We start from the raw sequence: 25,035 nt of genomic DNA on the forward strand, positions 1-25,035 counted from the left end.
CGCGATCAACGCGGACAATCAAGAAACCATGGCGGGAAAACCATGACAGCCAAGACACCAAGCGAACTCCGCGACCATATTCGCGGAGATGTCATCACCCAATCCGACAACAGCTACGATGAGGCCCGCAAGGTCCACAACGGAATGATCGACAAACGGCCCGTCGTCATCGTGCGGGCAGCCAATGCCGGCGACGTGATGACTACAGTCAACTATGCCCGCGACAACGGGCACGAACTTTCCGTGCGCGGCGGCGGGCACAGCGGTCCCGGCTTCGGCACCAATGACGGGGGCGTCGTTATCGACCTGTCGCATATGCGCAGCGTCCGGGTCGATCCGGGCGCCAAGACGGTTCGCGCCGAGGGAGGTACTACGTGGGGTGATTTCAATTCGGCCACCCATGCCTTTGGGCTCGCCACCACGGGCGGGATCATCTCCACAACCGGCATTGCCGGGCTCACGCTAGGCGGAGGGATCGGGTACCTCTCCCGTGGTCATGGCCTGTCGCTCGACAACCTGATTTCGGCAGATGTCGTGACGGCTGACGGAAAGATGCTGATCGCAAGTGAAGACAGGAATACCGACCTCTTCTGGGCCATCCGCGGCGGCGGCGGAAATTTCGGCATTTGCACCTCGCTCGAATACAAGCTCCAGCCGGTCGAAACGGTCTATTGGGGCCCGATGTTCTTCGAGATCGAAGAGACCGAAACGATCTTCAGGTTTTATCGGGACTACATCAAGACCGCGCCGCGCGAGATGGGCGCCTTTCCGGCCTTCCAGATCGCGCCGCCACTGCCATTCATCCCGGAAGGCCGCCACGGCGACATGTTTTGTGCCATCGTCGCCTGCTGGTCAGGGGATCCGTCCGAGGGCGAAAAACAGTTCAAGGCGTTCCACGACATTGCCGAGGTCAAGGCCGAACATGTCGGGCCGGTGCCGTACCCGGCAATCAACGCGGCTTTCGATGGCCTTTTCCCGACGGGCATCCGACAATACTGGAAGGGCAACTTCGTCAAGGAGCTCACCGACGAAGCGATCGCGGCGCATGTCCAGCACGGACCGAACGCACCGACGGTCAGTTCCACCATGCATCTTTATCCGATCAACGGCGCGTGTCAGGACGTGGATTCTGATGCCACAGCCTTTGGGCACAGAGACGCCAACTTCTCGATGGTGGTTCTGGCCGCATCCGACGACCCGGCCGATGACGCGGCCCATACCAAATGGGTGCGAGACTATTCGGATGCGGTGGCGCCGTATTCCGAACCAGGCGGCTATATCAACTTCATGGATGAAGACGATGCCGGGCGCGCGCAGGAGAACTTCGGTGGCAATTACGACAGGCTCCTGAAACTCAAGCGCCAATATGACCCGGACAACCTGTTCCACATAAACCAGAACATCGCGCCATAGGCCGACGTTTCCAAGTGTAGATATCGCCCACCCAGGCGTCCGGTTTTCGGCCTGCGGGACAGGCCAAATCTCTTTACACGAGAAGGGAGGAAGACCCCATGATGATCGCGCGTTGGACCTGCGAAGCTAAATTTGGAATGAAATCGGAAGCGCTGGCGCTTCACAAAGAATGGGCCGAGCAGATCGGCTCGCAAACGGATATTGATATGTCGAAAAGCCGCGTGATAACCGGTTCGATCGGCGCCAAGGAGGCCGTTATTCAGGACGAGTTCGAGATTTCTAATCTCGCTGAGCTTGATAATTTTTTCGACAAGATCGGATCGATCAAGATGCATGCCGACTGGGGCAAGAAGATGGGCGAAGTGATCGTTTCGGGCTCGACATATTGGGAAGTGTTCCGCGTCGTCGAGTAGTTTGTCCAATTGGCGTCCGCATCGCTGCCGTTCGTTCACGTCGCGGCGAATGCCCGGTTTCCGGGCAACGAACGGCGGCTTTCAGGGCAAGGGCAAGCGCTGGTGAATGACCAATTTGCGCGGCGCGAAGCGGGCGATTTCCGTTCATGCCAGCGCAGGGCGGGAAGTCGCCGTTTCTTACTTGTTGCAGATTTATGAAGCATATCCGAACCCCAAGGTTCTGCTGGACCAAGGGGCTCGGCTTGTTCTTTTACCATACGCCCGCATTCAGTTCAGGGGCTGGGCTGCGGAGGTGGGGTTTTCTGTATGGAAGGGGCCAGAACCGGCTCTCACCATAATTCGTAGCGCAGGCCAACGCGGATCTCATGCGTGGCAAGATCGCTGTCGTGGCCCTGCACGCCCGTCGCACCGGCTGCCGCCGTCGCGGCATCCCAGGCGAACATGTTGCCGCCATCGACATGACGATAGCGGTAGCCGAGGTCCACCTTCATGTTGTTGGAGAAGTCATAGGACATACCGGCCATGAGCGCGTAGGTGAAGCGCCAGTCCGACTCGCCCGAATGCCTGGACGTGCCCGCAAAGCTGGTGCCGCCGCAGCCGCCACCCACACAGTAGGCGCTGTTGGCGAGCTCATCCCAGCGCATGTAGGTGTAGCCGATGCCCGCGCCCACATAGGGTGTGAAGCCCACATAGGTGCCGAGGTCCACATAGGCGTTTAACAGCGCGGAATACCCCGTGACTTCCGAACCGTCCTCGGAACGACAGGTCGTTCCAGCAGGAGCGCCCGGACAGGGAACCGAACTCGAGGTCGTGCCGTTGAAACCGGCGGTAAAGCGATCAAGCGTCGCGTCGGCGCGGAACCAGTCGGTGAAGGAATAACCAAAACCCAGACCGAAGCTGAAATCTTTCGAGAGGGAGACGCTGTCGAATGCGGCGGAACCGTAGTTCACGCCATCGAAGGTGCGATAGGTAAAGGGGTCCTTGGCGCTGGTTTTCAGCGAATAGCCAATGTCGCCGCGCAGATACCAGCCGCTGCCAATCTCCACCGGCACCACGTCAGGCACTTCTTCAATAATGATCGGTGGGTCATAGTCAGCGGCCTGCGCTGCGCCGATGGAAACCAGCGTCAGAGAAACCGAAGAGACAAGCAGACGGGTGATAGTGCTCATAATCCGAACTCCGCGAGACGCGACGGATTAAGGGTGCCCCCGCCGCTTTATCTCCCCATAATTAACCATTCGGGTTAAGCGGCAGTTAAGGCTAACGCATGGTTATCGCAGGCGTTTACGATAACGGCTGCGCAAAACAAAACCGCCCGGCATTTGGGCCGGGCGGTTTTGAAGAATGCAGACTGTCTGACGAGCAGGTCTTACTTGTAGACCGGCGGCTCGAAGGGCGGCGGGTCGTAGGTGACCACCTGAGGCGCGGCGCAGTTGGTGTTGCCACCGAACTGATAGCGCAGACCCGCGCGGGCCTCGTGAACGTTGAAGCCCTTGTCGAAGCCCGGAGCAACGCCCGAAGCATACTCAAACATGCGACCGCCGTTCACCCGCGTGAAGCGATAGCCCATGTCGAGGTTCAGGTTCTCGGTAAGGCAGTAGGAAGCACCGGCCATCAGCGAATAGGCAAAGCGCCAGTTGCTGGAACCCTCGTGAACCGTCGTGCCATCGGGCGTGGTGTTCGTCAGGTCGTCCCACTTGATGTGAGCGCCACCGATACCCGCACCGACATAAGGCGTGACGCCGTGATAGGTGCCAAGGTCGATATAGGCGTTGGCCATCAGCAGCCAGGCGCTGTAGGCCGAGGTATCCGTGGAAACGCAAGGCACACCGCCCGAACACGTGCCCGACGTGGAGCCGTTGAAATCGGACTTGAACCAGTAGTCCGCCGTCAGATCAGCGCGAAGGTAGCGATTGATCTGGTAACCGACACCGGCGCCCAGCGACATGGCGCCCTTCAGGTCCGTCGTGTCGAAGGAGGCCGTTCCTCCGCGAAGGCCGCCGGCCCCCGGACCATAGGTGATGTATTCGGTGCCGCGCAGCTTCGACCAGTGATAGTCGACATCGCCGCGAATATACCATCCGCCAAATTCCGGTGCGGCGGGCTCGATGATCGGCGGCAATGGTTCGGGCGCTTCGATGATCGGCGGTTCATAGAGATCGGCGGCATAGCCTGCGGTCGGAGCAAAAAGCAGCAAGGCCGCCCCGAAGACCTTCGTAGACTTCAACATATGTTCCCATCCTTGGCGTTGCCGCGCCCCCCTGGGCACACCGGCAAATTGCAACTCGACGGGAGTATTCGACCAAAAAAGTTAAATACGACTTAACCTTAAGCCTTAACCACGACGCGAATACACGCCTGACGCGCAAAGGCGCAAAATCAAAGCCAAAATACAAAAAGCCGGCACGAATGCCGGCTTTTCAGAATGCTTTTTCGACAGTGCCCGTCAGGGCCTGGCTCAGGCGGCGCTCTTCGAATCCGCGATCGCGCCAATCACGTCATCGACCACGCTTTCCACGAGTGCGGGATCATCGGCCTCGGCCATCACGCGGATCAGCGGTTCGGTGCCGGAGGGACGGATCACGAGACGGCCCTTGTCGCCCAGGCGGGCCTCTGCGTCGGCGATGGCCGATTTGACCGGCGCAGCCTCCAGCGGCTTGCCGCCGCTGATGCGCACATTCTTGAGCAGCTGCGGCACCGGCTCGAACTGTTTGCACACTTCACTGGCCGGGCGATCCTCGCGCTTGATGCAGGCCAGAACCTGCAGGGCGGCCACCAGCCCGTCACCCGTGGTCGTGAAGTCGGACAGGACCACATGGCCCGACTGCTCGCCGCCGATGTTCAGACCGTCGGCGCGCATGCGCTCGACCACATAACGGTCTCCCACCTTCACGCGGTGAAGGTCGAGCTTCAGGTCGTGCATGAAGCGCTCGAGACCAAGATTGGACATGATCGTCGCAACAACACCGCCGCCCTGGAGCTTGCCGGCCTTGTGCCAGAACTGCGCGATCAGCGCCATGATCTGGTCGCCATCGATCACCGTGCCGTTCTCATCGACGATCACAACGCGGTCCGCGTCACCATCGAGCGCGATGCCGATATCGGCGCGCACTTCGTGCACCTTTTTGGCGAGCCCCAGCGGATGGGTGGAACCGCAATCATCGTTGATGTTGACGCCATTCGGCTCGTCATTGATCGCGATAACCTCTGCGCCAAGCTCCCAGAGAACTGCGGGCGCCACCTTGTAGGCAGCGCCATTGGCGCAGTCGAGAACAATGCGCAGACCCGAAAGCGACATGGAGCGCGGCAGCGTCCGTTTGGCGAACTCGATATAGCGGTCATGCACGCCATCGACGCGCGTCGCGCGGCCCAACGCGCCATTATCGGCCAGCGCCAGCTCGACTTCCTTGTCGAGCATGGCCTCGATGCGGCCCTCGATCTTGTCCGAGAGCTTGTAGCCGTCCGGGCCGAACAGCTTGATGCCGTTATCGTAATAGGGATTGTGCGACGCGGAGATCATCACGCCGATATCGGCGCGCAGCGAGCGCACGAGCATGGCGACAGCCGGCGTCGGGATCGGGCCGAGCAGGAAAACGTCCATTCCCGCTGCGCAGAAACCGGAAACCAGCGCGTTCTCGATCATGTAGCCGGAAAGTCGCGTATCCTTGCCAAGAACGACGCGATGACGGTGGCTGCCATTCTTGAATGCCAGGCCAGCCGCCATGCCCACCTTCATGGCAATCTCGCCGGTCATCGGAAAACGATTGGCGCGCCCACGGATACCGTCCGTGCCAAAATACTTCTTTGCCATTTTTTCCTTACTGCCCCTACGGCGCACTTTGTCTGGTTTGCGTGTCAAAGCGGCGTCCCTCACTCACTTTTTGCCACAGGAGCAACACTCGTTCGCATCAAATTCTGTGAGCCAGTGTAACGCTTTGCCAATAAACGTCTGCTTGCGAATTATGATTAACAACACGTTAAAAGGCACATAAATACTCGTGATTTCGCCTTTTGCGCGATTTTGGTAACATTATCAAGAAACCAAAAACGCCGTGAAACTGAGTTCACGGCGTTTTCATTTGTTACGGCAATTGGCGTTTTGAGATCTGCCTAGCCCTGCGGCTGAGGTTCCATACCGCCTTCCGGTTCGTCGCCATCCTTCTTCTGGCCCTGGGAGCGCGTACCGGTTTTCGGCACGGCGGAGCCGCGGGAAGGGGGCGTGTCGTCACCGGCATCGCGCGAGGGTTTCTCACCACGCAGCAGCGCCTTGATCTCATCACCCGACAGGGTCTCATATTCGAGCAGGCCTTCGGCAATGGCGATCCAGCCATCGTTCTTCGTGGTCAGGATCTCACGCGCCGTCGCATAGGCCTCATCGATCAGACGGCGAACTTCGCTATCGATCTTCTGCTGCGTTTCCTGCGACATGTTCTGCTGGCGTGCAACGGAATGGCCGAGGAAGACCTCTTCCTGGTTCTCGCCGTAAGCCACCTGGCCAAGCTCGTCCGAGAAGCCCCACTGGGTCACCATGGCGCGGGCAAGCTTGGTGGCCTGCTCAATGTCGGAAGACGCGCCGGAGGTGATGTTCTCCTTGCCGAACTTCAGTTCTTCGGCAACGCGGCCGCCCATCATGATGGCGAGGCGCGACACCATCCACTTGTAGCTCATCGAGTAGCGGTCGCCCTCGGGAAGCTGCATGACCATGCCCAGTGCACGGCCGCGCGGAATGATGGTCGCCTTGTGGAGCGGATCTGCCTTCGGCACGTGGAGCGCGACCATGGCGTGGCCGGCCTCGTGATAGGCGGTCAGTTCCTTCTCTTCCTGGGTCATGGCGTGCGAGCGGCGCTCGGCACCCATCATGACCTTGTCCTTCGCGTCCTCGAATTCCTGCATGGTGACGAGACGCTTGTTGCGGCGCGCCGCCATGAGGGCGGCCTCGTTGACGAGGTTGGCGAGGTCCGCACCGGAGAAGCCCGGCGTGCCACGCGCGACGACCTTGAGGTCGACATTCGGCGCCATCGGCACGTTGCGCACATGCACTTTCAGGATCTTCTCGCGGCCAGCCACATCCGGGTTCGGCACCACGACCTGACGGTCGAAACGGCCGGGACGCAGAAGCGCGGGGTCGAGAACGTCCGGACGGTTGGTCGCGGCGATCAGGATGATGCCTTCATTGGCCTCGAAGCCGTCCATCTCGACCAGAAGCTGGTTCAGCGTCTGCTCGCGCTCGTCATTGCCGCCGCCGAGACCGGCGCCGCGATGACGGCCAACCGCATCGATTTCGTCGATGAAGATGATGCAGGGCGCGTTCTTCTTGGCCTGCTCGAACATGTCGCGCACGCGGGAAGCGCCGACACCAACGAACATTTCAACGAAGTCAGAACCGGAAATCGTGAAGAAGGGCACATTCGCTTCACCGGCCACGGAGCGGGCCAGAAGCGTTTTACCGGTACCGGGAGGGCCAACGAGCAGCACGCCGCGCGGGATCTTGCCGCCCAGCCGCTGGAACTTCTGCGGATCGCGCAGGAATTCAACGATCTCCTCGAGATCCTCCTTGGCTTCGTCGACACCCGCCACGTCCTGGAAGGTCACGCGGCCATGCGCCTCGGTAAGCAGCTTGGCCTTGGACTTGCCAAACCCCATGGCGCGACCGGAGCCCGACTGCATCTGGCGCATGAAGAAAATCCACACGCCGAGAATCAGGATCATCGGCAGCCACGAGATCAGGTAGCCAAGGAAGGAGTTGGAGCTGTCGGTTTCAGGCCGGGCGTTGATCGTGACACCGCGATCCTCCAGACGCTGCACCAGCGACGGATCGCCGGGAGAATAGGTCTGGAAGGTCGTGCCATTGCCGGTATAGGTGCCGGTAATCCGCTCGCCGGTGATCGTCACCGACTCGACGCTGCCCGAAGAAAGCTCCTCAAGAAACTGCGAATACGCGATGTCGCGCGTCGCGCCGCGCTGCTGCGGCGCCTGGAACAGGTTGAAGAGCGCAATCAGCAAGACGGCGATGATCGCCCAGAGCGCAAAGTTTCTGTAATTCGGATTCATATAAGTCCCGCAAACTCGCCGGTTGCCGGCGATCGTCCGTTTTTCGTGGTCTGAAATAACATAGGGAGCCAGTGCTTTCTTGCCAAGCCAAGCCACGGCATCAGCTCGCCTTTAGGTTAAGCCTCTTCGCTGAATGTGGTCCGCTGATGGCGACGCGATAACAGTTTTGGCACCGGTCAGCCGGATCAGCGCCTGCGCCAGCACCATATCGAAGGAGGGAAGAAGATGCGCCCATGGGGCGGGAACCCGCAAACCGCCATCCTTCATGCGGTTTCGCGCGGGGCCCAGGCAGGTTTCCCCCTCCCAGAACGCCGGTTCGGCAAATTGCGCAGCAAATAGAACGTCCTGAGGGGTCACAGACGCCGTTTCCGGCAGGCAGTCGCGCGCCAGAACGCCAAACGGCGCGATCATCACCCCGGCATCCGCGCCAAGACGGTAGCGCCCATCCCACAGGAGCGGCTGGGCCGCACGGTCCATGGCCGGCAGATTGCGCCGCTCGCGATGCAGATAAAGACCACTTGAACGAAGGTCTAAGACCGCCCGCGACAATGTGGCGCAAAAACCGACACGCAACCGCAGCAGGACGCGTCCGGAGGGCTCGATTGCCGGCAATTGCGCAGCGCCACCGGCCATCGCCGCCAGAACGCGCAGCGCGTAGAGCAGCGCCGGTTCATCATCCGCGTCCAGAAACCCGGTTTCGGCGCGATAAAGCCCCGGCGCAACGCAGCGCCAATGCGCATCGATCAGACGTGCCGCCCGCGCGCCCAGCGCCATGCGCTCGGCCGCCGCATCCGCCGCCTCGTGAACCAGTTTTCGGGCGGTTTCCGCATCAAGCGCCTTGCGCACACGAACACGCTCATAAGCCGGATTGTCATTGGTCGGATCGTCGATCCAGCGCAGGTCGCGCGAAGCGAGATAGTCGCGCAGCACCGCACGGTGAAGCCCCAGAAGGGGGCGGGCAAACCAGACTGAACCATCGTGAAGCGTGGCGGGCGCAATGCCGGCGCCGCCGCGCCCCGCGCCACGGTCGGCGCGCATCGAAACGGTCTCGGCCTGATCGTCCTGGGTGTGACCGGTGAAAATCAGGCCAGCGCCCGCATCACGGGCGGCCTGCGCCAAAAGATCGAGCCGCGCCGTGCGGGCAGAAGCCGAAACGCCCGTCGCCGGCTTTTCGCCGCGCCAGACCATTGTTTTGTGCGCAATGCCGTGGCTCCGGCACAGGGCAGCGACAAAGCGCGCCTCATCTGCCGATTCCGGCCGCAGGGCATGATCGACCGTCACGGCTGTCAAAGCCGGCGCATCAGCCTGCGTGTCGAGAAAATCCTTGAGAAGAAACAGAAGGGCGAGAGAATCGCCACCGCCGGAAACTGCCGCAATCACGCTGCTCTGTTTGGCAAATGCGTAATCGCCGAAAAGTGCTCCGGGATCAGGAAGAACCACCGGGTTCAGCAACCCGCAAGGGCCTTTTCCTGTTTGACACGCTCACGCAGCGCGCTGGAAATGTCGGGGTATTTCTGGCCGATTTCATTGTAGGTAACACAGGCCACATCGCGCTGGTTCATCGCTGCCAGCGAGATACCGAGCTTCAAGAGCATGTCGGGGGCCTTGTCCGCACTGGGGTAGTCGCGGCTGGCGCGCAGAAAGATTTCTGCGGCATCGCGGTAGCGATCCTGACCGAGCAGGGATTCACCAAGCCAGAAATGAGCGTCGGAGGTGCGCGCATCGCCCGGGAAGCGCTCAATGTGCTGGCGGAAACCGGCTTCCGCCGTCTTGTAGTCGCCGGACAGGATGAATTCGTAGGAGTTTCTGTAAAGCTCGTCGGGATTGTCGGCCGAAGGCAGCGCCGCCACCTGATCGTTTTGGCCAAGACCGTTTTGACCGACACCGTTTTGACCGGCGCCGTTCTGGCCAATGGGGCCAAGCTGGCCGATTTCGCCCGCCTGGGTCAGATCAACAGGCTCGCCGACCTCGCCACCGATGATGTTGCCATTCTGGTCGAACCGCACGCTGCCGAGCGACCGTGGCGGCGCGCCGACGGTTGGCGCGTCCCGCGACGCGCTCTGTGTACCGTCAGCGGCGCCACCGGGCAGGGGGGCCTGCTCGGTTCGCTGATCGGGCATTCCGCCAGCCGGCGCAGCACCCGAGCCACCGTTCTTTTCCAGCTCCTGGAAGCGGAACTCATTGTCCTGCTGCATGCGGCGCATTTGATCCTGCATCTGCAGAATCTGGAAGTTCAGCTCTTCCACGCGCCCATTGAGCTGCCGAAGCTGCTCTTCCAGAGCGCCAACGCGCGGATCGCCAGCCTGGGCAAGAATGACATGCCCGGAGTTCCGTTCAGCCGAGCCCATTTCGGGCATTGTCGCGGGACCGAAAGCAAACGCCGACCCCGCCATGAGAAATGGCAGCGCAAGAACGCCGCCCACAACCGTTCGCAAAAACATTCCAATCTCGCTTTCGCAATAGATAACAGGGCTGTTCACTGCCCCATTTGCTCTTTATCAGGGCGTGAGACTTCGGCCAAATTTTGATTTCAGCCATCCGTTGCTCGACAGCATGGCGCTTTTCGCCCTCGTAAGCGGACGCAGAAACCGCTATATGGCGCCTCAAAGGACAAGGAATGGCACGCATTTATCAAACACGCGCATGGGAAAGCCAGCTTTCGCCGTCGCTCCAGGAAATGGAGCTTCTGGCGCTAGAATCCTATGCGAACTTCCCGGAAGAGTTCCGCAAGCTGACCGGTGAGATCATCATTCAGGTCGCTGAGTTTCCGACGGAAGAGATCATGGACGATCTGGCGCTGGAAACGCCGTTCGATCTGCTTGGCCTGTTTGAGGGGCGCGGCATCGCCGAACGCTGGAACCCGGCCACGGGGGAAGGTCCCAACCGCATCACGCTTTATCGGCGCGCGATCCTTGATTACTGGGCCGAGAACGAAGAAACGCTGGGCGACATCATCAACCACGTCCTCATCCATGAAGTGGGCCACCATTTCGGCCTTTCCGACGATGATATGGCGCGCATCGAAGAGTCGGTAGCCTGACAACACCAGCCGCAGATCGCGTGGATCAATAGTCCCCGAGCTTCATGTCCGGGGTGTATTCAAGCCCGTCGATTTCCTTGCAGACCGCCTGACCGCAGCGCATCGTTTTGGTCTCCGCGTCATAGGCATAGGTGGGCGAGCCCTGCAGGACCCACCCCTTGTTGAGCGCCGCCGTCACCTTGTGGCAGAAGCTGGAATCGTCCGGACCGGTCAAAAAACGATAGAGCCTCATGGGGCCGTCTCCCTGTTGTCTTTCTCTCTGATCGCATCGGCGCGCGCCAGCAATGTCTGCGCCATTTCCAGATGCAGGCGCTCCACCATGCGTCCATTGAGCGAAATCACGCCGCGCCCGGCGTTCTTCGGATCAGCAAAGGCCGTGACAATGGCCTCGGCTTCGGCGATCGCCTCGAAAGAGGGCGCGAAAACGGCATTGGCAGGCCCGATCTGCGCGGGATGGATGAGCGTCTTGCCATCGAACCCCATGGAGCGCGCCTCAAGGCAACTCGCCTCGAACGCCTCCAGATCACGGAAATCATTGGAGACGCCATCAAGCACCGACAGGCCACCGGCCCGCGCGGCCATGACAAGCTGAAACAGGAAGGGCGACAGATAGCGCCGGTCAGTGGTCAGCTCGATGCCGGTTTCCTTGGCCAGGTCGTTCGTTCCGGCAACAAGGCAGGAGAGACGCGCCGCCGGATCGCGCCCGAGCTCTGCGATGGGCCCGAGATTGAGAACGCTGCGCGGCGTCTCGATCATCGCCCAGAGCTTCAGGCTGCGCGGCGCATCGGTCTCGTCCAGCATCGCGTCCACATCGAGAATGTCGCGTGGCCGGTCGACCTTGGGCAGAAGAATGGCGTCGGGCCGCATGGCGCGGGCTGCCAGAAAGTCTTCCGTGCCCCAGATGCTCGAAAGCGCATTGATGCGCACGACGATCTCGCAGCGCGGCCGGTCACCACCGTTCAGGAAGTCCCGCAGCCGCTCGCGCGCCGCCAGTTTTTCCTCCGGCCCCACCGCGTCTTCAAGATCGTAGATCACCACGTCGCAGGCCAGAGACGTGCTTTTGAGCAGCGCCTTTTCATTGCTGGCGGGCGCGTAGAGAACGGAACGGCGAAGACGTGCGGGATGGTGCTGCATGCCCGTTTCATGGCCCAGTACCGCATCCGAAGCAAGAGAGCTTTGCTTTGCGGAGCCGGCTTGTGTATGGAGGTGCGGCAGATAAAATGGCCGCTCAGACAACGGACCAGGATTTATGGACAAGTTCACCAAGCTGACGGGCGTCGCCGCGCCCATGCCGATCGTCAATGTCGACACCGACATGATCATCCCCAAGGATTATCTGAAGACGATCAAGCGCACCGGTCTCGGCGCCGGACTTTTCGCCGAAATGCGCTTCAACGAAGACGGTTCCGAGAACCCGGACTTCGTGCTCAACAAGCCTGCCTACCGGAATGCCAGCATTCTCGTTGCCGGCGACAATTTCGGCTGCGGCTCGAGCCGTGAGCATGCCCCGTGGGCGCTGCTCGATTTCGGCATTCGCTGCGTGATTTCCACCAGCTTCGCCGACATCTTCTACAGCAACTGCTTCAAGAACGGCATCCTGCCCATCAAGGTGAGCCAGGAAGAGCTGGACATGCTGATGGACGACGCCCAGCGCGGCTCCAACGCAACGCTGACGGTCGACCTGGAAACGCAGGAAATCCACGGCCCCGACGGCGGCGTGGTGAAGTTCGAGATCGACGCCTTCAAGCGGCACTGCCTGCTGAACGGCCTCGATGACATCGGCCTCACCATGGAGAAGGCTCCGGCCATCGAGACCTTCGAGAACAAGTACACGGAAAGCCATCCGTGGGCTTAACCCAAGATGATAGAGGCGGCCAGCGCCGCCTCATCTCCACGGGGTCTCCCTTCGAAAAGACCGCAGGCTACAGCCGCGCGGTCGTTGACGGAGACTGGTGCTTCGTTTCCGGCACCACGGGCTATGACTATGCAAGCATGGCCATGCCCGAGAGTGTGGAAGAGCAGACACGCAACTGCCTTTCCACCATTCGCGCAGCGCTGACCGAGGGCGGCTTCGAGCTCGCCGATGTGGTGCGCGCGCATTACTACGTGACCAGCCGCTCTTATGTGTCCCGTGTCTTTCCGATCCTCGGAGAAGCCTTCGGCGATATTCGACCCGCAGCGACGATGATTGTCTGCGAGCTGAACGAACCGGAGATGAAAATCGAGATCGAGGTGACCGCCCTCAAGCGCAACCGTACCGCTTCGTACGGCAGCAGCCTTGCGCAATCCGGCAGAGCGGATTAGCAAGTCCCTCGAATTACCAGTTCGAGAGGCATTCCATGGCAACGCGCAAACTCCTTCTTCTCCCCGGCGACGGCATCGGCCCAGAGGCAATGGCCGAGGTCAAAAAGCTCATCGACATGATGAACGCCGACTTCAATGCCGGTTTCGAGACCGAGGAAGGCCTCGTGGGCGGCTGCGCCTATGACGCGTGCGGCCAGTCGATCTCCGATGCCGACATGGACAAGGCCATGGGGGCGGACGCCGTTCTGTTCGGCGCGGTCGGCGGTCCCAAGTGGGACGGCGTTCCCTACGAGGTTCGTCCGGAAGCCGGTCTCCTGCGCCTGCGCAAGGAGATGGAGCTGTTCGCCAATCTGCGTCCGGCCATCTGCTACCCGGCGCTGGCCGCCACGTCCTCCCTCAAGCCTGAAGTTGTCGAGGGCCTCGACATCCTCATCCTGCGCGAGCTGACCGGCGGCGTTTATTTCGGCGAGCCCAAGGAGATCATTGATCTGGGCAATGGCCAGAAGCGCGGCATCGACACACAGGTTTACGACACCTACGAGATCGAGCGCATTTCCGGCGTCGCTTTCGAGCTGGCGCGCACCCGGAGCAACAAGGTCTGCTCCATGGAAAAGCACAACGTCATGAAGTCGGGCGTGCTCTGGAAAGAGGTCGTCGCCAACACGCACAAGGCGAAGTATTCCGACGTCGAGCTGACGCACATGCTCGCCGACGCCGGCGGCATGCAGCTCGTGCGCTGGCCCAAGCAGTTCGACGTCATCGTCACCGACAATCTGTTCGGCGACATGCTGTCTGACGTGGCCGCCATGCTCACCGGTTCGCTTGGCATGCTGCCTTCGGCTTCGCTTGGCGCGCCGGACGAGAAGACCGGCTCGCGCAAGGCGCTTTACGAGCCCGTGCACGGTTCCGCACCGGACATCGCCGGCCAGGGCATCGCAAACCCGATCGCCATGATCGCTTCCTTCGCCATGTGCCTGCGCTACTCCTTCAACATGGTTGAAGAGGCGGACCGTCTGGAGAAGGCCATCGCTGCGGTTCTGGAAGACGGCCTGCGCACCCGTGACCTCATGTCTGAAGGCATGACCGAAGTCGGCACCACCGCCATGGGCGACGCCATTGTCGCCAAGTACAAGGCGCTCGCCTGATCGTCTGTGCCCGTCACGGCCCCATGAAGGCCGGGCCACAAAATGCCGAACGGGCCGCTCAGGCCCGTTCATTTACGCTATTGCGTTGACTTGCGACCGATTCAGCGTAAAACAACGCCCGGAAACGGAGACCCCTTTGCCATGCGCGCGCATCACGAAGCGCCATTTGCACAAAGTTTTTTGAACGCAGCCGGGAACGGCAGCGTCGGTCTCTGCTTTACCAAAACGACAGCCAAAACGACGACCAAAACGGTCTGACACCTCGGCTGCTCGTTCTCTCCCCGGGCCTAGCCGGGGAGAAGGTGCCTGCTGGCTGCAGGCCTTCAAATCAAAGCCAAGCGGAGAGAGACAGGAGTTAAAAACCACATGGGTTTCAAGATAGCTGTCGCCGGCGCCACGGGGAATGTCGGCCGCGAAATGCTCAATATCCTCGAAGAGCGCGGCTTCCCGGCAGACGAGATTGTCCCGCTTGCTTCACGCCGTTCGGTCGGCACCGAGGTTTCCTACGGCGACAAGACGCTGAAGGTTAAGGCACTCGAGTCCTACGACTTTTCCGACACCGATATCTGCCTGATGTCGGCCGGCGGTTCGATCTCCAAGGAGTATTCTCCGAAGATCGGAAAGCAGGGCTGCGTCGTGATCGACAATTCGTCGGCCTGGCGCTACGACCAGGACGTGCCGCTGATCGTTCCTGAAGTGAACCCCGAAGCGATCGAGGGTTTCACCAAGAAGAACATCATCGCCAATCCGAACTGCTCCACGGCGCAGCTCGTGGTCGCGCTGAAGCCGCTGCATGAGGCAGCGACGATCAAGCGCGTGGTCGTGTCCACCTACCAGTCGGTTTCCGGCGCGGGCAAGGAAGGCATGGACGAGCTGTTCGAGCAGACGCGCGCCGTTTTCGTCGCCGATCCGATCTCGACCAACAAGTTCACCAAGCGCATCGCCTTCAACTGCATTCCCCATATCGACGTCTTCATGGAAGACGGCTTTACCAAGGAAGAGTGGAAGATGGTCGCCGAGACCAAGAAGATGCTCGACCCGAAGATCAAGCTCACGGCCACCTGTGTGCGCGTGCCGGTGTTCATCGGTCATGCGGAAGCCGTGAACCTGGAGTTCGAGAAGCCGATCACGGCCGACGAGGCGCGCGAGATCCTGCGCGAAGCGCCGGGCTGCCAGGTCATCGACAAGCGCGAGGACGGCGGCTACGTGACGCCTTACGAGAGCGCCGGCGAAGACGCCACCTATATCAGCCGCCTGCGTGAAGACCCGACGGTCGACAACGGTCTGGCTCTGTGGGTCGTCGCCGACAATCTGCGCAAGGGCGCTGCCCTCAACACGGTGCAGATCGCCGAGCTTCTCGTGGCGCGCGGCCTGATCCAGCCGAAGAAGGAAGCTGCCTGATCTCAGGCGGGTTCTTTGATGGAAGAACGAGAAAAGCGGGCCTTTGGGTCCGCTTTTTCTTTTACGCCGTGGTTGTTCGTTGAGGCCGGCGCTCGCCCCTCATCCGCCTGCCGGCACCTTCTCCCCGCACACGGGGAGAAGGAAGATGGCCGCAACGTGGATGCCTCCCTCTCCCCGCGAGCGGGGAGAGGGTAAGGGTGAGGGGCGAGCGCCATCACGGATAGCGTCACACCACACCCCAAACAAAAATGGCGGGCCTCTCGACCCGCCATTCTCAATTCCCGGGCTGCAAGAGCCCAAAGGATGCAAAGCTTACTCGCTTGCAGCCTCTTCAGCCGGAGCCTCGGCAGCAGCAGCGGCTTCAGCTGCAGCAGCCTTTGCCTCTTCCTCAGCCTGCTTGGCAGCGTCGATGCGCTCCTGAGCCTTCTTGCCCGGCAGACCCTTCTTCGGGTTGCTGCGCTCGTCGCGCTTTGCAATGCCAGCCTGGTCGAGGAAGCGCAGAACACGGTCGGTCGGCAGTGCGCCGTTCTCGATCCAGTACTTGATGCGCTCTTCGTTCAGGACAACGCGCTCGCCGTCCTTGGCCAGCATCGGGTTCCAGGAGCCGACCTTCTCGATGAAGCGGCCGTCGCGCGGGCTGCGCACGTCGGCGATGACGACGTGGTAGTAAGGGCGCTTCTTGGAGCCCGCACGGGCCAGACGAATTTTCAGTGCCATGGGATGTTCCTTTCGATAATGGCGTTCAAGCCGGCAGGGCGTGCCGGAATCTCAGGCGCGGTTCACCGCGCAGTTCAGTCGGAGACATGGGTTCAGCGCCCAGTCTCCTTGCAACGGCCTGTGAGGCCAGATTGTCCGGGTGGACGAAGCTCATAAGCGGCGGCAATTTCAGGTCTTCGGCTGCCCAGACCTGCACGCGGCGTGCTGCCTCCACCGCATAACCCTTGCCCTCGAAGCCCTCATAGAGGCTCCAGGCAAGCTCCGGCTCATCAATCGCCGGCGGATGCCAGAGACCAACGAAACCGGCAACGGCATCGGCGTCTTTCGGCTGCACGGCGAACATGCCGTAGCCATTGAGCGCCCATGCGCCGACCATGGACGAGAAAGCGGTCCATGCCTGGAAGGCGTCCTTCGGTCCGCCGGTATGAAGCGTGCGCTTCGCATCCGCGCTAAAGGCTGAATAAGCGGGAAAGTCTTCCCGCTGCCAGCCGCGCAGAATGAGGCGCTCGCTTTCGAGAACCGGCGTCATCTTCAGGCGTCCCCGTTCCTGGCCGCACCATTGCCGTGCTCTTCGGCGATGGCCTCGTGGTGACGGATCACCTCGTGAATGATGAAGTTCAGGAACTTCTCAGCGAAATCCGGGTCAAGATTTGCATCGTCGGCAAGACGGCGCAGGCGCGCAATCTGGCGCTCCTCGCGCGCAGGATCAGCCGGCGGCAGATCGTGAACGGCCTTGAGATGCCCAACGGCCTTCGTGCAGCGGAAACGCTCCGCCAGCATGTGCACCAGCGCCGCATCAATGTTGTCGATGGAAGCACGAAGCTCAAGAAGCTTCGCCATCGCTGCATCCGTATTGCCGCTCATCCCGTCCCCCTACTTTTTCTTCGGCAGACCGGGCAGCCCGCCGGGCAGACCCGGCAAACCACCACCCGGCATTCCCGGAAGGCCCTTGGGCAAACCGCCCTTGGGAAGACCGCCAGCACCGCCGAGCCCTGCGGCCTCGGCCTGTTTCTGCAGTGCCTCGAGCTGCTTCGGGTCCATCTTGGAAAGATCCGGCATGCCGCCCCCCATGCCGCCCCCAAGGCCACCTGGCATCCCGCCAAGGCCCATCTTCTGCGCCATGCCGCCCATGAGGCCGCGCATCATGCCGCCCTTGCGGCCCTTGCCGCCCATGGCCTTCATCATGTCGCCCATCTGGCGGTGCATCTTCAGGAGCTTGTTGATCTGCGCCGAGTCCGTACCGGAGCCCGCCGCGATGCGCTTCTTGCGGCTGTGCTTGAGCAGCTCCGGATTGGCGCGCTCCTTCGGCGTCATCGACTGGATGATGGCGATCTGGCGACCGAACATCTTGTCGTCGAGGCCGGCGGCAGCCATCTGGTCCTTCATCTTGCCCATGCCCGGCATCATGCCCATGATGCCGCCCATGCCACCCATGTTCTGCATCTGGCGCAGCTGATCGGCGAGGTCGTTCAGGTCGAACTTGCCGGCCTGCATCTTCTTGGCCATCGCCGCGGCTTTTTCCGCATCGATGGTTTCGGCAGCCTTCTCGACCAGCGAAACGATATCGCCCATGCCCAGAATGCGGTCGGCGATGCGCTTGGGATAGAACTCCTCGAGCGCGTCCATCTTTTCGCCAACGCCGATCAGCTTGATCGGCTTGCCGGTGACAGCGCGCATGGAGAGCGCCGCACCGCCACGCCCGTCACCGTCCATACGGGTCAGAACGAGGCCGGTAATGCCGACGCGGTCGTTGAAGTTGTTGGCGAGATTGACGGCGTCCTGACCGGTGAGCGAGTCGGCCACGAGCAGGATCTCGTGCGGGTTCGACGCGCTCTTGATGTCCGACATCTCGACCATCAGCGGCTCGTCGATATGCGTACGGCCTGCCGTATCGAGGATCACCACATCGTGGCCGCCGAGGCGGGCCGCCTGCGTGGCGCGCTTGGCGATCTCCACTGGCGTCTGGCCGGCAATGATCGGCAGCGTTGCAACACCGGTCTGCTCGCCGATCTGCTTGAGCTGTTCCTGGGCGGCGGGGCGACGCGTATCCAGCGACGCCATCAGCACCTTCTTGCCCTGCTTCTCGGTCAGGCGCTTGGCGATCTTGCCGGTCGTGGTGGTCTTACCAGAGCCCTGCAGACCGACCATCATGATGACAACGGGCGCCGGCGCGTTGAGATCAATCGTCTCGCCTTCCGTGCCGAGCATCTCGATGAGCTCGTCATGGACAATCTTGACGACCATCTGGCCGGGCTTGATCGATTTGAGGACTTCGGCGCCGACAGCCTTTTCGCGCACACGGTCAGTGAAGGAACGCACCACGTCGAGCGCCACATCGGCCTCGATCAGCGCACGACGGACCTCGCGCAGCGCGGCAGCGACATCCGCCTCCGACAGCGCACCGCGACCGGTCAGGCCGTTCAGGATGGAACCAAGGCGTTCCTGAAGCGATTCAAACATCCGCGTTCCTCATTTCTCGCATCGATTGCTTGTGCTGCGAGAGGTAATGCATCCGCGCCCGGGCTTCAAATGCCAAGCAAAGCCGAAAAGCACCCGGGGGCGCATCGCGCTGCCGGGTGTTGACCTCCAGGATCGTCACTTTCCGCTGAAAGGCGCCCTGGTCGGCTGCTCGGAGTTGTCACTCGTCGCGGAAATTCCGGGCCTGTAGACAGGAAAACGCGCCAAGAGTCAAGAAGTGCGCGTGTCAGGAACGCAGCGCCGCCCGCAATTTCATGCGGGCGACAGAAAGCCGGTCACAGCCGCCGCCTCTGAGCGGCGGACAGGCCACGCCGGTCCATCTCCGCCTCGCGCACATCCTTGCTGCACACACCCAGCATACGGGTGGGGACCTCCTGGCACACGCTGGGATAAACACGCGTGACCACCCACATGAGACCCCATGTCGATGCCGTGCGAAGGCTGAAGTCTTCAGCATTGGTTTGGGTGGCCGTACCCGGCGGACAATCTGTACCCTGATCCTGGCACCCTGTCGGCACCATGTAGCTGCTCTCGCTGGCTGCAAGCCGCACACCACCATGGAAGTGCCGACCTGCCCAAACCGGGGATACAACACCAACGATAATGCCGCCCGTGACCAGCAGCCAGACAGCCGCCGTCACTGCAAAACCTGTCTGCTCTGTTCTCACTTGAGGCCTCCGGTTCCCGCCCTCTGGCGCCGTACGCTAGCGCATCGCCGTGACGTGCTGATCAGAGCCAGCCACGCACATGTCCATTAGCCGGCTTGCATGATGCCGGCAGAAAGACCGCGAAACCCGCGCCAATGTCCACACAACAGCCTTGGATACCGTCCTGCGCACTCCGGCAGCGCTGCCGCGCTCAGGCTCGATACATGGCGATATGCGCGCCGAATGAACGCCTTCGCAAAAGCTCGCCACGCTTTCGTGTTTCCGAGGCACAACCTCTTCGCCTACAGGCTCAATGATGGCAGGCCCCGCATCTCCCTGCTGCTCGGCGGCCGCAGCCCCGTCAAATGCAAATACCGCATAGGCAAGCGCCGTCAGGGCAAACATCGTGCCCACATTTGATTTTGGGTCATACGTAAACATTTGAAATTCCCCTTATTATTAGTCGACTAATTATATAATATGAATTATCTATCCTCAAGCGCATCTGTTTTCAACATGACGCAAAAAAAGCCGCGATGGACACTGTTCATCGCGGCTCCTCATGATCATCCTGGAACGGGTCCAGACCGGCCTTGAACTGTCGCCGCGTCTGACGCTTCTACGATTGTGAGGCTCTCTTAGCGGAGCACGTAGACGATACGACGTGTTTCGGGCTCCACCAGAACCGGTTGCTCATTTACATAGACATACCGGTAGTCATAATCGGGGATCTCCCGCACCTCGACGGTTTCCGGCAGAGCCGCGCCGACCACCACCTCACCGTCCAGATAGACCGGCTCGACGGTGTTGGTCTCCACATAGGTTCTGACCGCCACCGGAGGCGCAGAGATCGGCTCGATCGTTCCGAGCGCCGTCTTGCGGCCAATCAGTTCGCCGCGCACAACTTCCGCCTCGACGCTTGAGGTGACCTCGTAGGATACGGGCGGCAGCGCATCGGCCGGACGTTCCGTTACGACCACATAGTCATCGCCGCCACCGAAGGGCGCGGTCAGATAGTCCGAATACGCCCAGCCATTGATGCCGGCATGGGAAACGGCGCACCATTTGCTGCCTTCCCTGCATCCATTGATGGAAGCGTCCTCATTGACGCCGATCACGCCAACAACCGGATAATGCGGTCCGGGCCCGGACCTGATGTTCAGATCCGCCGTCGCCCTTGCAAGCATCTCCGCGTTGGCGATGCCCACAACGGCGAACAGCGCTGCCGCTGCGGTTGCACTCTTGAGAAGCAGTTTCGTCATGGCTTGTCTCCAATCCGTTTCGACTGGGGCTGCAAACGGCAATGACGATGAGAAGTTCCGCAATTTGCGCTGGCACTTGGACAGCGAAATCAATGAGCGTGCGTGCAACCTACTGAAATACTGTACTTATCTTCCCGGGCAGATGACCTCTGCAGCGTTCATCACTTTATCTGGCGAACGTTCATGATTGCCCGTTTAATGAAGCAGGCCACCAGTGCAGTGGCCTGAGTGCGTTGTCATTTGTGACGAGCGCCAAGACAGCCGCGCCTCAGAAGAACGGCATCACACTCGATCTGCGACATCTCTTGTTGAAGGTTCCCAAAAGCCACTGACACATGAACGTGTCATCCAGGGGCTCCTTGCGCTCGAACTCGAGGCCTTCTGTAAGCGAGCGTGACTGAACGATGAGGTCAACGCCACCGGGAGAGAGGGACTTCCCGTCCATCTCTTTGGTGACGTCCGCTATTTTCTGCGGAGCCATTTCCTTTATCAGGGGATGCGCCTCCTCGTCGTGATGCTTTCGCGCCTTGGTCTGCGCGACGCCGGAACCTGCGGACATCCAGATGAATGCAACTGCGAAGACGCCCAGGAAGGGAGCTATCCGTATCATTGATCTTCTCCTTCATAACAATTAGCCAACTAAATGTTACTTATATGGTGAAGGCAACGTCGTTATTGGACAGGGCGGACCAGGAAGGTTCAATGCGCGCGCCTAATGCGCTGAAATGAACCGATTTCGCCGCTCCCGAAATCATGCGAGAGCATGCATCACTTTGTTTTTCATATATTATTTTACCGGGAGCGGATGCATCTTTATATAGCGGCGTATATCGCCTGACGGACAGTGCTCCGGCGCAGGACATCCAGTACGCCGGTTGATCTGCGTATCAGGGACTTGACAGCCCGCTTCTTCATCTTGGCGATCCGTCGTTCGCACCATCCGAACAATTGAGGCATCAGCCACTCACAATGACGATAGGCCTCTTCAAGTGAAACATCTGCACGCTGTCGAGCAAACAGCTCCCGATCTCCCTTTGGCATATGGAAAGGCAACCCCAACGGCATCTGGCCTGTCTGTTGCTGCATTGATGCAATCCGCCTCCCGTCATCCGGGGGAAGCATTGTGACGGTGAAACCGCCATGAAGTACAAGCAGTAGCGCGATACTGGCGGCAGCTTTCAGAAACATTGTCTCTCCTCCTCCATCCCAGTCACCCAGACGCTGGCGCGGACACTTCCGTCTTTCGACGCAGTGCAACCATGTCGTCGTCGGATATGTGCGCAGACATGAAGCAGGCCGTCGCGATGACGGCCTGCAAGTGCTGAACAAGGTCCAGAGCCACACAACCCGGTTTAGTAGACCGCGCCGGGTGGCGCGAAGAGCCGGGTGCAGAATGATCCGAGAGGCCCCGGCAGATACTGGCAGGGACCCCACTGCTTCTCGAGACTGGATGTCACCGTAACGGCTTGCATGCCAAGCTCTTCCGTCATGGAAGCCGGGTCCTTGAAGAGGTCCGGCACGTCTTTCAGCACCGTCTGGCTCAGCTCCGCCTGGGCAGTGTCAACAGGCAGCGGAAGCACCCCGGTCTTCAAAAGGTCCAGTTTGGTTCCACCTTCAGCCTGCGCCCCAGTCATCAGACTTGCGGACAAACCAAAGAGCGAAAATGCAATCACTGCGGAATTTGCAAACTTGCCATTCATCGGTTCTCTCCTGCTGGTTAATTAGCCAACTAAACAATGAATTGAAAACTTGTGCAATCGCGCAGATCTGCCGTAATTCCGCCGGAAAGGGTTCGGTAATGACCGCCATGCTATAGAAACTGGCGGTTGCGGCCGGTGCGGCGTTGTGTAATCGCTGGCAACATCACTTTATATAGCCATCTTTAATTTTAAGGAGAGCGATATGGCTTTCGCGGGAAGAGCGGCTCTGCTGGCCGCTTCGTTTTGTGCCTCACTTCTCACGGCGGGACATGCCTCCGCTGCTCAATGCGGAAACAATGCCGGCGGTTTCGAGAACTGGAAGGCTCAGTTCAGCCGCGAAGCAGCCTCCCGTGGTATCGGGCAGCGCGGCCTGAACGCACTGGCAAACACGCGTTACGCCAGCAAGACCATCGCCGCCGACCGCGGACAGAAGAGCTTCAAGCTCACTCTCAAATCCTTCATGCAGAAGCGCGGCTCGAACGCCATCGTCTCCCGCGGCAAGGGCATGAAGAAGAAATATGCGCGTCTCTTTGCCAATATCGAACAGCGTTACGGCGTACCCGCCGGCCCGCTGATCGCCATCTGGGGCATGGAAACGGGCTTTGGCGGCTTCCTTGGCAATCAGAACATCGTCTCTGCCGTGGCCACGCTCGCCTATGACTGCCGCCGTTCGGAGTTCTTCACCGGCCATCTCTATGGCGCGCTCACAATGGTGGATCGCGGCATGCTCGATCCCAATGCCAAAGGCGCTGCCCATGGCGAGATCGGCCAGACACAGTTCCTTCCCGGCAACGCGCTGAAATACGGCGTGGACGGTGATGGAAACGGCCGCGTCGACATGATCCGTTCGCAGGCCGACGCCCTCGCCTCGACCGCAAACTTCCTGCGTGCCCATGGCTGGCAGCGCGGCGCCGGCTACCAGCCGGGACAGCCGAACTTCCGCGCCATTCAGGGCTGGAACGCAGCAAGCGTCTACCAGCAGGCCATCGCCATCATGGCCAAGGAAATCGATGGGTGAGAAGCGTTCCGCGTAGCGGACAAAAAGCCAATGATTTGGCTTTTTGAGCGACGAACGCCCGAAGCCATAGCGAAGGGCCGGCAGGCGCCCAAATCAGTCTCCCAGCTCAGCGCACAAAAAAGCCGGCATCACTGCCGGCTTTTTCTTTATCAGACCTATGCGCTCAAGCCGTAATCAGCTGCCGCGCTTGCGGGCTGCCAGCGTGCGCAGGCGCAGTGCGTTGAGCTTGATGAAGCCTGCAGCGTCCTTCTGGTCGTATGCGCCCTGGTCGTCCTCGAAGGTCACCAGCGCATCGGAATAGAGCGACTTGTCGGACTTGCGGCCGGTCACGATGACATTGCCCTTGTAGAGCTTCAGGCGCACTTCGCCTTCCACGTCTTCCTGGCTCTTGTCGATGGCCGCCTGCAGCATCTCGCGCTCGGGCGAGAACCAGAGACCGTTGTAGATGAGCTCTGCATAACGCGGCATCAGCTCGTCCTTGAGGTGGGCAGCGCCACGATCAAGCGTCAGCGACTCCATCGCGCGGTGCGCGGCGAGCAGGATCGTGCCGCCCGGCGTTTCATAAACGCCACGCGACTTCATGCCAACGAAGCGGTTCTCGACCAGATCGATGCGGCCAATGCCGTTGTCGCGGCCCAGATCGTTCAGCGCCTGCAGCAGCGTTGCCGGCGACATTGCCTCGCCATTGATGGCAACGGCGTCGCCCGCCTTGAAGGAGATGGTGATCTCGGTCGGCTCGTCCGGCGCATCCATCGGCGAAACGCTGCGCTGGTGAACATATTCCGGCGGCTCGACCCACGGATCTTCAAGCACCTTGCCCTCGGAGGAGGAGTGCAGAAGGTTCGCGTCAACGGAGAACGGAGCCTCGCCCTGCTTGTCCTTCGGCACCGGGATCTGGTGCGCCTGGGCGAACTCGAGCAGGTCGGTGCGGGACTTGTAGGTCCAGTCACGCCACGGCGCGATCACCTTGATGTCGGGGTTCAGCGCATAGGCCGAAAGCTCGAAGCGCACCTGATCGTTGCCCTTGCCGGTCGCGCCATGCGCAACGGCGTCAGCGCCGGTCTCGGCAGCGATCTCGACCAGCCGCTTGGAGATCAGCGGACGGGCAATCGAGGTGCCCAGCAGGTAGATGCCTTCATAGACCGCATTGGCGCGGAACATCGGGAACACGAAGTCGCGCACGAACTCCTCACGGAGATCCTCGATGTAGATCTCCTTGATCCCCATCATCTCGGCTTTTCTGCGCGCCGGCTCCAGCTCGTCGCCCTGGCCGAGATCGGCGGTGAAGGTCACCACTTCGGCGCCCAGTTCGGTCTGGAGCCATTTGAGGATGATCGAGGTGTCGAGACCGCCCGAATAGGCAAGCACGACCTTTTTAACGTCTTTGAGTTTCGTCATGGTCTTTCCCGGTAAGAGAAGTTCGGCATGGCCGGCCGGCTCCGCACT

Annotated in this window: 25 protein-coding genes; 8 read left to right on the top strand and 17 right to left on the bottom strand. The window is 60.8% G+C overall.

The window, feature by feature from the left end:
- Positions 1–42 precede the first annotated feature (42 nt).
- Both NDI72_RS12645 and NDI72_RS12650 read left to right on the top strand, forming a co-directional pair.
- Positions 43–1,413 carry an FAD-binding oxidoreductase gene (locus NDI72_RS12645; protein WP_283800617.1) on the top strand — a complete coding sequence of 457 codons (1,371 nt, stop codon included), beginning with the start codon at positions 43–45 and terminating at the stop codon, positions 1,411–1,413.
- Between the two features lie 98 nt (positions 1,414–1,511).
- A complete protein-coding gene (locus NDI72_RS12650) occupies positions 1,512–1,826 on the top strand; it encodes a hypothetical protein (protein ID WP_113153581.1) in 315 nt (104 codons plus the stop codon).
- A 329-nt stretch (positions 1,827–2,155) separates the two neighbouring features.
- On the opposite strand, the gene NDI72_RS12655 is transcribed toward NDI72_RS12650, so the two are convergent.
- From NDI72_RS12655 to ybgF, 6 genes are all read right to left on the bottom strand, one after another.
- Positions 2,156–2,995 (bottom strand): outer membrane protein, encoded by an 840-nt coding sequence (locus tag NDI72_RS12655; protein ID WP_283800618.1) that lies wholly within the window; start codon positions 2,993–2,995, stop codon positions 2,156–2,158.
- A gap of 200 nt (positions 2,996–3,195) precedes the next feature.
- Positions 3,196–4,056 (bottom strand): outer membrane protein, encoded by an 861-nt coding sequence (locus NDI72_RS12660; RefSeq protein WP_206545600.1) that lies wholly within the window; start codon positions 4,054–4,056, stop codon positions 3,196–3,198.
- Positions 4,057–4,284: 228 nt separating this feature from the next.
- Positions 4,285–5,637, bottom strand: coding sequence for a phosphoglucosamine mutase (gene glmM, locus NDI72_RS12665; protein ID WP_113153584.1), 1,353 nt, complete (start codon positions 5,635–5,637; stop codon positions 4,285–4,287).
- Between the two features lie 299 nt (positions 5,638–5,936).
- The gene (ftsH, locus tag NDI72_RS12670) at positions 5,937–7,877 is read right to left on the bottom strand and encodes an ATP-dependent zinc metalloprotease FtsH (RefSeq protein ID WP_206545599.1); all 1,941 of its coding nucleotides are present in this window, start codon (positions 7,875–7,877) and stop codon (positions 5,937–5,939) included.
- A 111-nt stretch (positions 7,878–7,988) separates the two neighbouring features.
- Positions 7,989–9,329: a tRNA lysidine(34) synthetase TilS gene (gene tilS, locus NDI72_RS12675; protein ID WP_283800619.1), complete on the bottom strand. Its 1,341-nt coding sequence runs from the start codon at positions 9,327–9,329 to the stop codon at positions 7,989–7,991.
- Positions 9,323–10,318 carry a tol-pal system protein YbgF gene (ybgF, locus tag NDI72_RS12680; RefSeq protein ID WP_206545597.1) on the bottom strand — a complete coding sequence of 332 codons (996 nt, stop codon included), beginning with the start codon at positions 10,316–10,318 and terminating at the stop codon, positions 9,323–9,325. The genes tilS and ybgF overlap by 7 nt, the downstream gene beginning before the upstream one ends.
- A 176-nt stretch (positions 10,319–10,494) precedes the next feature.
- Here ybgF and NDI72_RS12685 point away from each other — a divergent pair, with 176 nt between their 5' ends.
- Positions 10,495–10,917, top strand: a complete 423-nt coding sequence (locus NDI72_RS12685) for a metallopeptidase family protein (protein ID WP_113153588.1) — start codon at positions 10,495–10,497, stop codon at positions 10,915–10,917.
- 25 nt (positions 10,918–10,942) lie between these two features.
- Here the strand turns inward: NDI72_RS12685 and NDI72_RS12690 are convergent, their stop codons facing one another.
- Both NDI72_RS12690 and NDI72_RS12695 read right to left on the bottom strand, forming a co-directional pair.
- Positions 10,943–11,149 carry a DUF1737 domain-containing protein gene (locus NDI72_RS12690; RefSeq protein WP_206545596.1) on the bottom strand — a complete coding sequence of 69 codons (207 nt, stop codon included), beginning with the start codon at positions 11,147–11,149 and terminating at the stop codon, positions 10,943–10,945.
- Positions 11,146–12,051: an HpcH/HpaI aldolase/citrate lyase family protein gene (locus NDI72_RS12695; RefSeq protein WP_283800620.1), complete on the bottom strand. Its 906-nt coding sequence runs from the start codon at positions 12,049–12,051 to the stop codon at positions 11,146–11,148. The genes NDI72_RS12690 and NDI72_RS12695 overlap by 4 nt, the downstream gene beginning before the upstream one ends.
- Positions 12,052–12,166: 115 nt before the next feature.
- Between NDI72_RS12695 and leuD the strand changes: the two genes are divergently transcribed.
- The 4 genes from leuD (at position 12,167) to NDI72_RS12715 (ending at position 15,767) form a co-directional block, all read left to right on the top strand.
- The gene (gene leuD, locus NDI72_RS12700) at positions 12,167–12,772 is read left to right on the top strand and encodes a 3-isopropylmalate dehydratase small subunit (RefSeq protein ID WP_113153591.1); all 606 of its coding nucleotides are present in this window, start codon (positions 12,167–12,169) and stop codon (positions 12,770–12,772) included.
- On the top strand, positions 12,763–13,221 hold the full coding sequence (locus NDI72_RS12705; protein ID WP_283800621.1) for a RidA family protein: 459 nt from the start codon (positions 12,763–12,765) through the stop codon (positions 13,219–13,221). Before leuD ends, NDI72_RS12705 begins: the two co-directional genes overlap by 10 nt.
- Before the next feature lie 35 nt (positions 13,222–13,256).
- The gene (gene leuB / locus NDI72_RS12710) at positions 13,257–14,366 is read left to right on the top strand and encodes a 3-isopropylmalate dehydrogenase (RefSeq protein ID WP_283800622.1); all 1,110 of its coding nucleotides are present in this window, start codon (positions 13,257–13,259) and stop codon (positions 14,364–14,366) included.
- A gap of 366 nt (positions 14,367–14,732) precedes the next feature.
- Positions 14,733–15,767 (top strand): aspartate-semialdehyde dehydrogenase, encoded by a 1,035-nt coding sequence (locus NDI72_RS12715; protein ID WP_206545593.1) that lies wholly within the window; start codon positions 14,733–14,735, stop codon positions 15,765–15,767.
- Between the two features lie 312 nt (positions 15,768–16,079).
- Here NDI72_RS12715 and rpsP read toward each other — a convergent pair whose 3' ends face one another.
- The 8 genes from rpsP to NDI72_RS12755 all read right to left on the bottom strand — a co-directional run bounded on the left by rpsP (position 16,080) and on the right by NDI72_RS12755 (position 22,571).
- A complete protein-coding gene (rpsP, locus tag NDI72_RS12720) occupies positions 16,080–16,484 on the bottom strand; it encodes a 30S ribosomal protein S16 (RefSeq protein WP_113153595.1) in 405 nt (134 codons plus the stop codon).
- Between the two features lie 25 nt (positions 16,485–16,509).
- Positions 16,510–17,013 (bottom strand): GNAT family N-acetyltransferase, encoded by a 504-nt coding sequence (locus NDI72_RS12725; RefSeq protein WP_283800623.1) that lies wholly within the window; start codon positions 17,011–17,013, stop codon positions 16,510–16,512.
- 2 nt (positions 17,014–17,015) lie between these two features.
- Positions 17,016–17,348, bottom strand: coding sequence for a chorismate mutase (locus NDI72_RS12730; RefSeq protein WP_206545591.1), 333 nt, complete (start codon positions 17,346–17,348; stop codon positions 17,016–17,018).
- A gap of 9 nt (positions 17,349–17,357) precedes the next feature.
- On the bottom strand, positions 17,358–18,944 hold the full coding sequence (gene ffh, locus NDI72_RS12735; RefSeq protein WP_283800624.1) for a signal recognition particle protein: 1,587 nt from the start codon (positions 18,942–18,944) through the stop codon (positions 17,358–17,360).
- 1,303 nt (positions 18,945–20,247) lie between these two features.
- A complete protein-coding gene (locus tag NDI72_RS12740; RefSeq protein ID WP_283800625.1) occupies positions 20,248–20,871 on the bottom strand; it encodes a DUF1236 domain-containing protein in 624 nt (207 codons plus the stop codon).
- 268 nt (positions 20,872–21,139) lie between these two features.
- Entirely contained in the window at positions 21,140–21,481 is a 342-nt protein-coding gene (locus NDI72_RS12745) for a hypothetical protein (protein WP_206545588.1), read from the bottom strand.
- Between the two features lie 203 nt (positions 21,482–21,684).
- On the bottom strand, positions 21,685–22,059 hold the full coding sequence (locus NDI72_RS12750; protein ID WP_206545587.1) for a hypothetical protein: 375 nt from the start codon (positions 22,057–22,059) through the stop codon (positions 21,685–21,687).
- Positions 22,060–22,223: 164 nt separating this feature from the next.
- On the bottom strand, positions 22,224–22,571 hold the full coding sequence (locus NDI72_RS12755) for a hypothetical protein (RefSeq protein ID WP_283800626.1): 348 nt from the start codon (positions 22,569–22,571) through the stop codon (positions 22,224–22,226).
- Between the two features lie 202 nt (positions 22,572–22,773).
- Here NDI72_RS12755 and NDI72_RS12760 point away from each other — a divergent pair, with 202 nt between their 5' ends.
- Positions 22,774–23,589 (top strand): lytic murein transglycosylase, encoded by an 816-nt coding sequence (locus NDI72_RS12760; protein ID WP_113153604.1) that lies wholly within the window; start codon positions 22,774–22,776, stop codon positions 23,587–23,589.
- A gap of 174 nt (positions 23,590–23,763) precedes the next feature.
- On the opposite strand, the gene NDI72_RS12765 is transcribed toward NDI72_RS12760, so the two are convergent.
- Positions 23,764–24,987: an argininosuccinate synthase gene (locus tag NDI72_RS12765; protein WP_113153605.1), complete on the bottom strand. Its 1,224-nt coding sequence runs from the start codon at positions 24,985–24,987 to the stop codon at positions 23,764–23,766.
- Positions 24,988–25,035: the final 48 nt, after the last annotated feature.

The sequence above is a fragment of the Nitratireductor sp. GZWM139 genome, assembly GCF_030068685.1.
Lineage (GTDB): Bacteria > Pseudomonadota > Alphaproteobacteria > Rhizobiales > Rhizobiaceae > Nitratireductor > Nitratireductor aquimarinus.

Excerpts from the sequence above, each read along its gene's own strand:
- NDI72_RS12725 (WP_283800623.1), bottom strand. The coding sequence starts at position 17,013 with ATGACGCCGGTTCTCGAAAGCGAGCGCCTCATTCTGCGCGGCTGGCAG.
- NDI72_RS12750 (WP_206545587.1), bottom strand. The coding sequence starts at position 22,059 with ATGTTTCTGAAAGCTGCCGCCAGTATCGCGCTACTGCTTGTACTTCAT.
- NDI72_RS12740 (WP_283800625.1), bottom strand. The coding sequence starts at position 20,871 with ATGACGAAACTGCTTCTCAAGAGTGCAACCGCAGCGGCAGCGCTGTTC.
- ffh (WP_283800624.1), bottom strand. The coding sequence starts at position 18,944 with ATGTTTGAATCGCTTCAGGAACGCCTTGGTTCCATCCTGAACGGCCTG.
- NDI72_RS12650 (WP_113153581.1), top strand. The coding sequence starts at position 1,512 with ATGATGATCGCGCGTTGGACCTGCGAAGCTAAATTTGGAATGAAATCG.
- leuB (WP_283800622.1), top strand. The coding sequence starts at position 13,257 with ATGGCAACGCGCAAACTCCTTCTTCTCCCCGGCGACGGCATCGGCCCA.
- NDI72_RS12660 (WP_206545600.1), bottom strand. The coding sequence starts at position 4,056 with ATGTTGAAGTCTACGAAGGTCTTCGGGGCGGCCTTGCTGCTTTTTGCT.
- ybgF (WP_206545597.1), bottom strand. The coding sequence starts at position 10,318 with ATGTTTTTGCGAACGGTTGTGGGCGGCGTTCTTGCGCTGCCATTTCTC.
- NDI72_RS12690 (WP_206545596.1), bottom strand. The coding sequence starts at position 11,149 with ATGAGGCTCTATCGTTTTTTGACCGGTCCGGACGATTCCAGCTTCTGC.
- NDI72_RS12765 (WP_113153605.1), bottom strand. The coding sequence starts at position 24,987 with ATGACGAAACTCAAAGACGTTAAAAAGGTCGTGCTTGCCTATTCGGGC.
- NDI72_RS12655 (WP_283800618.1), bottom strand. The coding sequence starts at position 2,995 with ATGAGCACTATCACCCGTCTGCTTGTCTCTTCGGTTTCTCTGACGCTG.
- rpsP (WP_113153595.1), bottom strand. The coding sequence starts at position 16,484 with ATGGCACTGAAAATTCGTCTGGCCCGTGCGGGCTCCAAGAAGCGCCCT.
- glmM (WP_113153584.1), bottom strand. The coding sequence starts at position 5,637 with ATGGCAAAGAAGTATTTTGGCACGGACGGTATCCGTGGGCGCGCCAAT.
- NDI72_RS12715 (WP_206545593.1), top strand. The coding sequence starts at position 14,733 with ATGGGTTTCAAGATAGCTGTCGCCGGCGCCACGGGGAATGTCGGCCGC.
- ftsH (WP_206545599.1), bottom strand. The coding sequence starts at position 7,877 with ATGAATCCGAATTACAGAAACTTTGCGCTCTGGGCGATCATCGCCGTC.
- NDI72_RS12645 (WP_283800617.1), top strand. The coding sequence starts at position 43 with ATGACAGCCAAGACACCAAGCGAACTCCGCGACCATATTCGCGGAGAT.
- NDI72_RS12685 (WP_113153588.1), top strand. The coding sequence starts at position 10,495 with ATGGCACGCATTTATCAAACACGCGCATGGGAAAGCCAGCTTTCGCCG.
- NDI72_RS12760 (WP_113153604.1), top strand. The coding sequence starts at position 22,774 with ATGGCTTTCGCGGGAAGAGCGGCTCTGCTGGCCGCTTCGTTTTGTGCC.
- NDI72_RS12755 (WP_283800626.1), bottom strand. The coding sequence starts at position 22,571 with ATGAATGGCAAGTTTGCAAATTCCGCAGTGATTGCATTTTCGCTCTTT.
- NDI72_RS12730 (WP_206545591.1), bottom strand. The coding sequence starts at position 17,348 with ATGAGCGGCAATACGGATGCAGCGATGGCGAAGCTTCTTGAGCTTCGT.
- NDI72_RS12695 (WP_283800620.1), bottom strand. The coding sequence starts at position 12,051 with ATGCAGCACCATCCCGCACGTCTTCGCCGTTCCGTTCTCTACGCGCCC.
- leuD (WP_113153591.1), top strand. The coding sequence starts at position 12,167 with ATGGACAAGTTCACCAAGCTGACGGGCGTCGCCGCGCCCATGCCGATC.
- NDI72_RS12745 (WP_206545588.1), bottom strand. The coding sequence starts at position 21,481 with ATGATACGGATAGCTCCCTTCCTGGGCGTCTTCGCAGTTGCATTCATC.